Origin of the sequence: Pseudomonas sp. YeP6b, from assembly GCF_025642995.1 — a bacterium.
Taxonomy (GTDB): domain Bacteria; phylum Pseudomonadota; class Gammaproteobacteria; order Pseudomonadales; family Pseudomonadaceae; genus Aquipseudomonas.
Map to the genome: position 1 here is coordinate 3,542,113 of NZ_CP080090.1, position 11,726 is coordinate 3,553,838.

Genomic DNA, 11,726 nt, shown 5'->3' on the forward strand with positions numbered 1-11,726 from the left:
GGGTTTGACACCCGCGGTGGTCTGACCGAAGCTGATGGCTTTGCGATAGCTGCCCCCAGCTTTTGGACGCCTGCATGTCAAAGTCACGCCGTTATTCCATCGTCGGCCTGTGCGCCCTGTTGTTGATTGTGTTGCTTACCTGGTTTTTCTCCCACTCCAGCCCGGTGGCCGTGCCGAAGGCCATCGCCCATGGTTACGGCAAAGCCTTAAAGCAGGCGCATAACGGTGAACCGGGCGCGGCGCGTGTGCTGTATCAACAGCTTGGTCGGCCGGACCTGTCACCTGAACGTCGCGCGGCGTTGCACGCTGAACTGCCCAACTACCCAAGCCCGCAGGCACTGAAGCTTGCCGATAAAGACCTGGCCAATGATTCGCCACTGGTGCGCGAGGCGGCGATTCACAGCATCGTCGGCCTGGTGCCCAGCGGCCAACGCGTGTTGCTGCTGGGGCCAGTGCTGGAGGATCCCGAACAAGCCGTGCGCTTTGCCGCCGCCAATGCCCTGCTCGGCCTCTCTGCGGATACGTTGGGCCTGTACTTCGGGCCCTTGCAGCAAGTACTCGATGAGTTCGTGAAAACGCTCAAGGACCAGCCGGAAACGGCTGAAGGCTGGATTCAGCTGGCGCGCCTGTACATCCACAGCGTGCTGCTGCCGGACGCGCAAAATGCCTTGGCGCAGGCCATGCGTTTGCAGCCGGACAACCTTCAAGCCGGGGTGGCGCAGATCGAGTTATTGGATAAACAAGGCAAGACCGACGAGTCGCGCCAACTGCTGGCACGGCAACTGGCGGCCCACCCGGAGTCGGCCTACCTGCAACATGCCTTGGGCATGTGGTTGCTGCACCACGGCGAGCGCCCTTATGCGCTGCTCGGCCTGTCCAAAGCGGTGGAGCTGGAGCCGGACAATCAGGATTACCGCTACGACTTGGCGACCACCTTGCATGCCCAAGAGGAATTGGAAGCGGCCCAGCGTCAACTGGAAGAAATTGTGCAGCGCCATCCCGCCAACCGCAAAGCTCGCGTGTTGCTGATCAACTACTGGAAAGAGACTGGCCAGTTGCAAAACGTCCAGGTGTTACTGGCGCAACTTGAGCAACAAAACCCGGACGATCCTGCACTGCAACAAGGCCTGTAAGAGCCAACCCTTTAGTTAAGGGCGGACAACCACCTCTGGCGGGGGTGCTGGGTACATATCCGTTTTCGTACCGAGGTGCCTGCATCGCAGCGGTGCGACGATTCGACTTGCTCGCGAATGCGGTGGGCCAGTCAGCTTATTTGTAACTGAACCACCGCATTCGCGAGCAAGCCCGCTCCCACATTTGGAGCTCAGTACATCAGAAAGAGAGTGCGCTGCTGTGCTTCTGCCCTGCTTTTGCTTCAACCACTCAGGTCGGCTACTAGGCCGCCGTGCTCTTGCTTTTGATCTTGATCTTAGGCGCCCCGTTAACCACGATGGCCGAACGCAGGCTTGAATCCGTGGGTAACCCGGCAGGACGCCGGGTTAGCCGCGATGGGCCAAGGATGGCCCATGGCGGCGGCCCACGGATTCAAGCCTTCGTTCTGGCATGCCGAGCCTAGGCGAGGCACCGAGTGGTGGGGCAAGAGCCCTTTTGGTTACTTTTGGGGCTCTTTTCCAAAAGTGACCCGCCGTAAGGGCGGAACCCTAAGCCGCCGTTACCGCAGCAATGGATATGTACTCAATCCAACTAAAGAAGCACCACCAAACCAGGCTAACGCACCACAGGTTACCGACTCCCAGATCTCTCTTAATCACCATAGAAGTCACCTAACCAAAAAGCCCCCCAAAGGCTGCCTATAAGCGCAACGAGGCTACAAATATCACGAAGTGTTGAACCGCTACGGACCACTACGGTCAAGTAAATATGGCGCGCCCAGGGCGGCGCGCTCCTCTACTTGTACGTGACCTGAGGGCACTTCTTGTCTACATCCAAAGAGCTGTTCAGTGAAAAGGCGGCCACCGGCATCGAAGGTCTTGATGACATTCTTTCCGGGGGGCTATCGCGCAGCCACCTGTTCCTGCTGGAAGGCGAACCCGGCACCGGTAAAACCACCGTAGCGCTGCACTTTCTGCAAGCCGGCGCGAAAAACGGTGAACGATCCCTGTACATCACCCTGTCCGAAACCGAGCGCGAATTGCGCCATGGCGCAAAGTCCCACGGCTGGGACCTGGATGACAATATCCACATCTTCGAACTGACCCCACCCGAGAGCCTGCTCGACGCCGACCACCAGCAGAGCCTGCTGTATTCGTCGGACCTGGAATTGGGCGAAGCCACCCGGCAAATCTTTGAAGTGGTCGAAGCGGTCAAGCCGACCCGCGTGGTCATCGACAGCCTGTCGGAGATCCGCCTGCTGGCGCAAAGCTCGCTGCGCTACCGCCGCCAGATCCTGGCGATCAAGCACTACTTCGTGCGCTACGACGCCACCGTGCTGCTGCTCGACGACCTGACTACCGAATCCCTGGATAAAACCGTGCACAGCGTGGCCCACGGCGTGATTCGCCTGGAAGAACTGACCCCCAACTACGGCGCCGAACGCCGCCGCGTGCGGGTGGTGAAATACCGTGGGCAGAAATACCGTGGCGGTTTCCACGACTTCACCATCATGGCCGACGGTATCCATGTATTCCCGCGCTTGGTCGCCGCCGAGCATCGCGGTGGTTACACGCGCCAGACCCTGAGCAGCGGCATAGCCGAATTGGATGCCCTGATGGGCGGCGGCGTCGAGACCGGTTCGAGCAGCTTGATCCTGGGCCCGGCCGGTACCGGCAAGTCGCTGATCTCGATGATCTTTGCCGCAGCCGCCGTGGCCCGTGGCGAAAAAGCCGCGTTGTTTATCTTTGATGAAGAGCTGGGCTTGTTGTTCGAACGCATGCGAAACATGGGCATCGACCTCGAGGCCCTGCAAGCCACCGGCAACTTGCTGATCGAACAGGTCGACGCTGCCGAGCTGTCGCCGGGCGAATTCTCACACCGGGTGCGGCGTTGCGTGGATGAACGCGGGATCAAAACCGTGGTGATCGACAGCATCAACGGCTACCAGGCCGCCATGCCCGAAGAAAATGCCCTGATCCTGCACATGCACGAACTGCTGCTGTACCTCAACCGCCGTGGCGCCGCGACCTTCATGACAGTTGCCCAGCACGGGCTCGTGGGCGATATGCAGGCCCCGGTAGACATCACTTACCTGGCCGATACGGTCATTCTGCTGCGCTACTTCGAAGCGCTGGGCAAGGTGCGTCGGGCCATTTCGATCATCAAGAAACGCACCGGCTCGCATGAATCGACTATCCGCGAATACCGCATCGGCGGTCGCGGCATGACGGTTGGCGAACCCCTGGATAACTTCCAAGGCGTGTTACGCGGCATTCCTACCTACATGGGCGCGGGCTCACCTTTGCTCAAGGAAGAGGGCTAGTGACTGGCCTATCTCCCGTCTCCGAGCGTGCAATCATCCTGGCGCCCATGGGCCGTGACGGCTCATTGGCGCTGATGATGCTGAACCAGGCCGGCTACAGCGGCATCATCGCCACGCACCTGGCGAACCTGTGCGAAGCGTTAGAGCACGGCGCCGGCCTGCTGGTGATCGCCGACGAAGCCCTGCGCGGCGTCGATTTGGAGCCGCTGCTGGAATACCTGCATCAGCAGCCGGCCTGGTCGGACCTGCCCATCGTGCTGATGACCCACCATGGCGGCAGCGAGCAGAACGGTTCCTCGCACTTGAGCGGGCTGTTGGGCAACGTGACCTTCCTCGAGCGCCCCTTCCATCCAGTGACCTTGATCAGTCTGGTGAGCGCCGCCCTGCGCGGCCGACGGCGGCAATACGAAGCCCGCGACCGGCTGATTGATTTGAGCGAGAGCGAGCTGCGCCTGCAACGCACGCTGGAAACCCTCGAGCAGCAAGTCGAGGAGCGCACGACGCAACTGCGCACCAATGAAGAGGCGCTGCGCCAGTCGCAGAAAATGGAAGCCGTCGGCCAGTTGACCGGCGGTATCGCCCATGACTTCAACAATATGCTCACCGGGATTATCGGCAGCCTGGAGCTGCTGCGCAGGCGCATATCGCGCGGCAAGCTGGACGACCTCGATGGCCTGATCGACCTAGGCGTGACCTCGGCCAACCGCGCCGCCGGCCTGACCCACCGCCTGCTGGCGTTTTCCCGTCGTCAGTCGCTGGATTCCAAGCCCGTGGAGATCAACCAATTGGTCGCCTCCATGGGCGAATTGCTGCAACGCAGCATCAATGAAAGCATCGCCTTGGATATGCGCCTGAGCGACACGCTCTGGACCGCCGAAGCCGACCCCAACCAGCTCGAAAGCGCCCTGCTCAACTTGGTCATCAACGCACGGGACGCCATGCCTGGCGGCGGCAAGCTGGTGGTCGAAACCACCAACCGCCACCTGGACAGCGTGTTCACCGCCGCCTACGGCACGTTGAAACCCGGTGATTACGTTGAGCTGAGCGTCAGCGACACCGGCTGCGGTATCCCCGAACACCTGATCGGCCGGGTGTTCGATCCGTTTTTCACCACCAAACCCATCGGCCAGGGCACCGGCCTTGGGTTGTCGATGATCTACGGCTTTGCCCGCCAGTCCCACGGCCACGTCACGATCCATAGCGAAATCGATAAAGGCACCACCGTCAGCCTGTTCCTGCCGCGCTTTGTCGGCGAGATGAAGACGCTGGAGCTGCTCAACCCAACGCTGCTGCCCTTCGCCAATGCGGGTGAAACCGTGTTGATCGTCGAGGATGATCCGGCAGTGCGGGTATTAGTCAGTGCAGTGCTCAAAGAACTGGGTTATGCCTTCGTCGAGGCGTGTGATGCCGATACGGCGCTGCCCATCATTGAATCCGACCAGCGTATTGACCTGCTGATCAGCGATGTGGGCCTGCCCGGCATGAACGGCCGGCAGATGGCGGAAATCGGTCGGCAGATGCGCCCGCAGCTCAAGGTGCTGTTTATCACCGGCTACGCCGAACACGCGGCGGTACGCGGCGGCTTCCTGGACCCGGGGATGCAGTTGATCACCAAACCGTTCACGTTTGATCTGTTAACGGCAAAAGTGCGGGAAATGATTCAGGGTTGAGGCGCTACAACAAGGGCTGCATGGCAGCCCTGTCACCCTTCACGCCAGCAGGCGCTGGATATGCTCTTGCAGCGTATCCAAGTCAAACGGCTTGGCCAGGATCGGCGCGTTGCGCGTGATCGGGCTATTGCAGTCGAGAATTTCCTGCGGGTAGCCGCTGATAAAGATCACTTTTAATTCCGGTCGCAACTTGATCGCAGGCTCAGCGATCTGCACCCCGGAAATCCCACCCGGCAGGCGGTAGTCCGTGACCATCAGGTCCAGGTGCGGCTTGGACGCGAGGATTTCGAAGGCCTGCTCCCCGTCGATCGCCTTCAACACCCGATAGCCCAGGCCTGCCAGGTATTCACCCAGCACAAACATAATGGATTCGTCGTCCTCGACGATCAGAACGACATCTTGTGCATCTTCACTCATGGGAAGCCTTTGTCCGGTCAATTGCTGCAGTTACGACCATGGGGTCACGCAGAGGTTGCGTCGAGGTGACGATTGATTTCACGCGGCCGCCTCAAGCGGCAGGCACACCCGGAACAGGGCGCCCTCGCCTATCTGGCTTTGGACCTCGATGGTACCGCCGTGGGCCGCCACGATCTGTTCGGAGATAAACAGCCCCAGGCCCAGGCCCGCCGAGACATGGCTGGCCGACACCCGCTCGAACTGCTGGAATATGCGCTTCTGGTTGTCTTCACTGATGCCGATGCCATGGTCACGCACTTCCACCCGCGCTTCGCCATGCTCGGTGTAGACCCGCACTTCCACCGGGCTCTTGGCCCCGTAGCGCAGCGCGTTGGTCAGCAGGTTGGAGACCACCTGCTCGATGCGGAACTCATCCCAATTGCCCTCCACGGGGCCTTCGGTTTCCAGGTGCATCGATGAGTCGGCGGCCGCGACTTGCGGTGCAAAGTTTTCCACCAGGTTACGCACCAACAGGGCCAGGTCAAAGCGCGCCGGGCGGATCGACAGCTTGCCGGTGCGGATGCGCGACACGTCGAGCATGTCTTCAATCAGGCGAATCAGGCTTTTGATCTGCCGCTCGTCGCGGTCAACCATGGCGTGCATCTTGTCCAGGGTGAATGCGGCGGCGTTATCCCGGGCCAGGTGCATCTTGCGCAGCTGGGTCTCCAGGATCAGGCCGTTAAGCGGCGTACGCACTTCGTGGGCGACGATCGACATGAAGTCGTCACGCATGCGCACCGCCTGCTCCAATTCAGCCTGGGTAGCCTGCAGGCGCGTCAGCAGCAGTTCCTGCTCGCGGCGACTGCGCTCCAGGGCTTCCACTTGCAGTTTCATCGCCTTGCTCTGGCGGTACAGGTCGACGAACACGTTGACCTTGCTCTTGACCGCGTGGATATCCAGCGGCTTGTGCAGGAAGTCCACGGCGCCGCTTTCATAGCCTTTGAAGGCGTAATTGAGTTCTCGGCCAGCAGCGCTGACGAACACAATCGGGATGTTCTTGGTCTTTTCGGTGCCGCGCATCAGCTCGGCCAGCTCGAAACCGTTCATGCCGGGCATCTGCACATCGAGAATCGCCATGGCGAACTCGTGCTCCAGCAACAGTGACAAGGCCTCGTCGGCGCTCAAGGCCTTGAAGACCTGGCGATCCTCGCGCTTGATCAGCGCTTCGAGGGCCAGCAGGTTTTCCGGCAGATCGTCGACGATCAGCAATTTGGCCTGGATATTACTTAACATGGGGAAGATTCCAGGGAAGCCAGCAATGAGGCAATGCGGCTCAAGGTCAGAATATGGTCAGGTGTGTGCAGTGCCAAGGCCGCCAACGGCATCACGGCAATGTGTGCTTCCTTGGGGTCTTGTACCACGGTGGTGCCGCCCGATTGTTTGACGTGGGCCAGCCCACGCGCGCCGTCCTGGTTGGCGCCGGTCAGCAGGATCGCCAGCAAACCCTTGCCGTAGGCATCAGCGGCTGAGGCGAACAGGTAATCAATGGCCGGACGGGAATAGTGCACGCGGTCTTCCTGGCTCAGGGACAGGCTGTGGTCATGTTCTACCGAGAGGTGGTAGCCGGGCCCGGCGAAGTACACAGTGCCGGCCTCGATCACTTCCTTGTCCCGCGCTTCCTTCACCGGGATACGCAGGCGCCGCGCGAACACTTGCGCCAACTGGCTTCGGCGTTCGTCCGGCAGGTGCAACACGGCAATAATCGGCAAGGCAAACCCTTCAGGCAGGTCGCCAAAAATCTTCAGCAACGCCTCGACGCCGCCGGCTGAGGCGCCGACGACAATGGCTTCAATCCCGAAAAACGGGTTGGCTTGCGCCTCGTTCATGATTTTCGGTAGATCCGTTCCTGCTTGACCAAGGGTTCGAATTGTTTGCTGTAGGCGGAAAAATCCAAGGTTTCCTTACTGCCCAGCACCAGGAAGCCGCGATGACACAGCGACTCATGAAACAATCCAAACGCTCGATCCTGCAATTTTTTATTGAAATAAATCAGTACGTTGCGGCATGAAATTAATTGAGTTTCTGAGAACACACTGTCGGTCGCCAGGCTGTGGTCGGCAAAGGTGACGTTCTCGCGCAGGGTCTTGTCGAAGATCGCGTAATCGTAGGCCGCCGTGTAGTAGTCGGCGAATGAACGTTGGCCGCCAGCCTGCTGATAATTAGCAGTGTAGGCGCGTACATTCTCCAGGGAGAAAATCCCTTGTTTGGCTTTATCCAGCGATGCCGGGTTGATGTCCGTGGCGTAGATGATGGTGCGCTCGAGTACCCCCTCTTCGCGCAGCAGGATCGCCATGGAGTACACCTCCTCGCCTGTGCTGCAGCCGGCGATCCAGATCTTGATCGACGGATAGGTCTTGAGCAACGGCACCACTTCCTGACGAATCGCCAGAAAGTGCGACGGGTCGCGAAACATCTCGCTCACGGGGATCGTCAGAAATTGCAGCAACTGCATGAACGCGCCAGGGTCGTGCAACACCCGCTCCTGCAGCGCCGAAATGGTTGCACAGTCAAACTGGCGCAGGGCATGGGCCACACGCCGCTTGACCGACGCACCGGAATAGTCGCGAAAGTCGTAGCTGTACTTGAGGTAAATCGCCTCGATTAACAGGCGCAGCTCAATGTCGCTGCTTTTGTCCAAAAAACGCTGCTCCACTTAAATACGTTCCATCTTCGGTAGCCATACGCGAATCAGCGAGAACAGGCGATCCAGGTCAATCGGCTTGGCCAGGTAATCGTTGGAGCCTGCCGCGAGGCAGCGCTCCTGATCGTCCTTCATGGCCTTGGCCGTGACCGCAATGATCGGCAACTTCTTCCAGCGCGGGTCCTGACGGATCAAGGCCGTGGCCTCGTAACCGTCCATCTCCGGCATCATCACGTCCATCAGCACCAGGTCGATGTCGTCCACTTCATTGAGTTTGTCGATGGCCTCGCGGCCGTTACGGCCGATCACCACCACCGCACCTTTGTGCTCCAGGGCGCTGGTCAGGGCAAAGATGTTGCGCACATCGTCGTCCACCAACAGGATCTTGCGCCCCTCAAAGACCTTGTCACGGCTGCGCGCGGTCTTGAGCATCTTCTGGCGGTCATGGGACAGCTGGGACTCGACTTTGTGCAGAAAGAGTGTCACTTCATCCAGCAAACGTTCAGGTGAGCGCGCCCCCTTGATGATGATCGAGCGCGAGTATTTGCGCAGTTCAGCCTCTTCATCACGGGTCAGGTTACGCCCGGTGTAGACGATGACTGGCGGGAACGAGCAGATATCCTCGGTGGCCATGCGCTTGAGCAACTCGTTGCCGAGCATGTCCGGCAGCTTGAGGTCGATGATCATGCAGTCGTAGATATTGGTGCGCAGCAGGTCCAGGGCGGCCTGGGCGTAGCCGACGTCGGTGATCTCAATGTCATCGTCGCCGATCAGGCGGGCAATGCTGTCGCGCTGCAGGTCATCGTCTTCCACCAGCAGTACGCGCTTGACCTTCTGTGTCAGCTTGGCTTCCAGGCGCGCAAACACGTCCTTGAGCTCCTCGCGCGTGGTCGGCTTGACCGCATAGCCGATGGCGCCCATGTGCATGGCGGCTTCGACGCGGTCTTCCACGGAAATCACGTGCACAGGGATGTGGCGGGTGTTGGCGTGTTCTTTCAGGCGTTGCAGCACCGTCAGCCCGGAATGGTCCGGCAGGCGCATGTCCAGCAGGATCGCGTCCGGCACGAATTCCTCAGCCAGGCTGTAGCCTTCGTCCGCGCCATGGGCGACCAGGCAGTTGTAGCCCAGCTCGTGGGCCAAATCGAACAGGATGCGCGCAAAGTTCGGCTCGTCTTCCACGACCAGGATGCAACGGGTGGTGAACGGTGCCTTGTCACGGTCATCGGCAAAACGTGGGATCTGTTGCGCATCGGCCACCGGCAGCGGCGAGATGGCGATCGGTGCAGGTGCAGGCGCCGCCACAGCGTGACGCGGCTGCTCGATGGGCGCCGCGCCCTCCTCGCGCTCGATGTACTGCTCCGGCAATACCAGGGTAAACACACTGCCCTTGCCCGGTTCGCTGGTCACGCTGATATAGCCGCCGAGCAACGTGGCCAGGTCGCGCGAGATCGACAAGCCCAGGCCGGTGCCGCCGTAGCGGCGGTTGGTGGTGCCGTCCGCCTGGCGGAAGGCTTCGAAGATGCTTTCCTGCTGGTCCGGGGCGATGCCGATGCCGGAGTCGCGCACCGTAAAGGCAATGCTCTCGTTCGGCGCACGGGACACCGACAGGCTGACCTCGCCCTGCTCGGTGAACTTGATCGCGTTGGACAGCAGGTTCTTGAGGATCTGCTCCAGACGCTGGCGGTCGGTAAACAGCAGGGTCGGCGCATCGCTTTGCACCTCCACCTGGAAGGCCAGCTTGCGGTCGGCGGCCAACGGTTCGAACATGCCGCGCAGGCCGTCCACCAGACGCACGACACTGGAGTTTTCCGGGCGCACCTCGAGCTTGCCGGCTTCGACCTTGGAAATATCCAGAATGTCGTTGATCAGGTTGAGCAAGTCATTGCCCGCCGAATAAATCGACTCGGCAAACTTGACCTGTTCGGCGCTGAGGTTTTCCTGGGGGTTTTCCGCCAGCAGCTTGGCCAGGATCAACGAGCTGTTCAGCGGGGTGCGCAGCTCGTGGGACATGTTGGCGAGGAACTCGGACTTGTACTTGCTGGAGCGCTGCAATTCGTCGGCGCGGTCTTCGAGTTCAAGCTGTGCCTTGTTGAGCTCGACGTTCTTGCGGTCCATGGCGTCGCGCTGCTCGGCCAGGGTCTGGGTCTGTTCGGCCAACTGCTCGTTGGTCTGCTCAAGCTCGGCCTGCTGGGTTTCCAGGTGGGTCTGGGACTCCTTGAGGATGCGTGACTGTTCTTCGAGTTCTTCGTTGGCGGTCTTGAGTTCTTCCTGCTGCACTTGCAGCTCTTCGTTGAGCTGCTGGGTCTCGGCCAGTACTTCCTGCAGGCGCTGGCGATAACGCGCGGCTTCGATAGAGGTGCCGATATTGCCGGCAATCAGCTCCAGCAGTTCGACGTCACGTTCTTCCAGTGAGCGCAGGAAACCCAGTTCGATCACGCCGTTGACACGGTCGTCCTCGCTGGTCGGCATCACCAGCACGCTGCGAGTAGCGCCTTCGCCCAGGCCGGAACTGACCTTGAAGTAGTCCACCGGCACATCGTCCAAGCGAATCAGGCGATCAAGCTGGGCGGCCTGCCCGACGATACCTTCGTCGCTGTAGATCGACTGTTCCTGCTGCTCCTGTTCGCGGGAGAAACCATAGGTCGCCACACGCTTGAGGCCGCCGTGCTCTTCGCGCACATACAGCGCGGCGACTGCCGAGCCCATGTATTGGGCAAAGAACTGCAGGATGTTACGGCCCAACATGTTCAGGGTCAGTTGGCCGAGCACTTGTTCGGCCAGTTCGGTCTGACCACTGCGCAGCCAGGCTTGCTGTTCAAGGCGTCGCGCAATCTTCTGTTGTGACGCGAGGTTATCGCTGTAACTCCTTGATAGTGAGAGCAAATTCTTACGACCGACATACGCCAGGAACCCACTCAGGCCGAGTACGAACGCCAGGTACAGGGTGACGCTGACCACCGTGGTCTTGGTGACTTCTTCATTGCGGGTGATGCGGAACTGCTGCTCCATCGCCACCGCATCGTCGTACTCCTTGCGGATCTCGTCCGTGAGGCGCTTGCCCCGACCGGCCTTGACCGCGCTGCGGTAATCACCGCTCTGGCGCTGCATATCAATCATCGACTGCGCGTACTTGTTCCACTCGGCCTGCATCGCCTCCAGGCGCTTGAGGCGGTCTACCTGCTGGGGGTTGTCCGCCACCAGTTCCTGCAGGTTACGCAAGTCGGCAATGATCCGCGGTTTGGCCACTTCGTAGGGGTCGAGGAAATGCTCATCGCCAGTGATCAAGAAGCCGCGCATGCCGGTTTCCAGGTCCACTGTCAGTTTTGATGACTCATTGAGGTTATTGATGACCCGGTCGGTGTGCTCCACCCACTGGATCACCGACAACAAATAAGTAATCAGCACGACGAAAAACACTGCGCTGAGCACGCCCACACCCAACGGCAGGGCCACGTTACGGCTCAGGAGTTTACGAAAGCTCTTTTCATCGACGGACGACGCGGGAGTCATGGGCATGCCTTGG

8 protein-coding genes are annotated in these 11,726 nt (G+C 60.2%); 3 read left to right on the forward strand and 5 right to left on the reverse strand.

Features of this window, described 5'->3' with window-relative positions; translation table 11 throughout:
• Positions 1-74 precede the first annotated feature (74 nt).
• The 3 genes from KZH41_RS15770 to KZH41_RS15780 all read left to right on the forward strand — a co-directional run bounded on the left by KZH41_RS15770 (position 75) and on the right by KZH41_RS15780 (position 5,106).
• Positions 75-1,133 (forward strand): tetratricopeptide repeat protein, encoded by a 1,059-nt coding sequence (locus tag KZH41_RS15770; protein WP_094951826.1) that lies wholly within the window; start codon positions 75-77, stop codon positions 1,131-1,133.
• Positions 1,134-1,936: 803 nt separating this feature from the next.
• Positions 1,937-3,436 carry an ATPase domain-containing protein gene (locus KZH41_RS15775; protein WP_094951825.1) on the forward strand — a complete coding sequence of 500 codons (1,500 nt, stop codon included), beginning with the start codon at positions 1,937-1,939 and terminating at the stop codon, positions 3,434-3,436.
• Positions 3,436-5,106 (forward strand): response regulator, encoded by a 1,671-nt coding sequence (locus tag KZH41_RS15780; protein ID WP_263272946.1) that lies wholly within the window; start codon positions 3,436-3,438, stop codon positions 5,104-5,106. The genes KZH41_RS15775 and KZH41_RS15780 overlap by 1 nt, the downstream gene beginning before the upstream one ends.
• 39 nt (positions 5,107-5,145) lie before the next feature.
• Here the strand turns inward: KZH41_RS15780 and KZH41_RS15785 are convergent, their stop codons facing one another.
• The 5 genes from KZH41_RS15785 to KZH41_RS15805 all read right to left on the reverse strand — a co-directional run bounded on the left by KZH41_RS15785 (position 5,146) and on the right by KZH41_RS15805 (position 11,713).
• The gene (locus KZH41_RS15785; protein ID WP_094951823.1) at positions 5,146-5,523 is read right to left on the reverse strand and encodes a response regulator; all 378 of its coding nucleotides are present in this window, start codon (positions 5,521-5,523) and stop codon (positions 5,146-5,148) included.
• A 78-nt stretch (positions 5,524-5,601) separates the two neighbouring features.
• Positions 5,602-6,795, reverse strand: coding sequence for a hybrid sensor histidine kinase/response regulator (locus tag KZH41_RS15790; protein WP_242149548.1), 1,194 nt, complete (start codon positions 6,793-6,795; stop codon positions 5,602-5,604).
• Positions 6,789-7,388 (reverse strand): chemotaxis protein CheB, encoded by a 600-nt coding sequence (locus KZH41_RS15795; RefSeq protein ID WP_094951821.1) that lies wholly within the window; start codon positions 7,386-7,388, stop codon positions 6,789-6,791. Before KZH41_RS15795 ends, KZH41_RS15790 begins: the two co-directional genes overlap by 7 nt.
• Positions 7,385-8,215 carry a CheR family methyltransferase gene (locus KZH41_RS15800; protein WP_371917694.1) on the reverse strand — a complete coding sequence of 277 codons (831 nt, stop codon included), beginning with the start codon at positions 8,213-8,215 and terminating at the stop codon, positions 7,385-7,387. The genes KZH41_RS15795 and KZH41_RS15800 overlap by 4 nt, the downstream gene beginning before the upstream one ends.
• Complete coding sequence (locus KZH41_RS15805) at positions 8,216-11,713, reverse strand: response regulator (protein ID WP_094951820.1); 3,498 nt, start codon at positions 11,711-11,713, stop codon at positions 8,216-8,218.
• Positions 11,714-11,726 lie beyond the last annotated feature (13 nt).

Coding starts and splice junctions, on each gene's coding strand:
- KZH41_RS15795 (WP_094951821.1), bottom strand. CDS start 7,388: ATGAACGAGGCGCAAGCCAACCCGTTTTTCGGGATTGAAGCCATTGTC.
- KZH41_RS15805 (WP_094951820.1), bottom strand. CDS start 11,713: ATGACTCCCGCGTCGTCCGTCGATGAAAAGAGCTTTCGTAAACTCCTG.
- KZH41_RS15770 (WP_094951826.1), top strand. CDS start 75: ATGTCAAAGTCACGCCGTTATTCCATCGTCGGCCTGTGCGCCCTGTTG.
- KZH41_RS15785 (WP_094951823.1), bottom strand. CDS start 5,523: ATGAGTGAAGATGCACAAGATGTCGTTCTGATCGTCGAGGACGACGAA.
- KZH41_RS15790 (WP_242149548.1), bottom strand. CDS start 6,795: ATGTTAAGTAATATCCAGGCCAAATTGCTGATCGTCGACGATCTGCCG.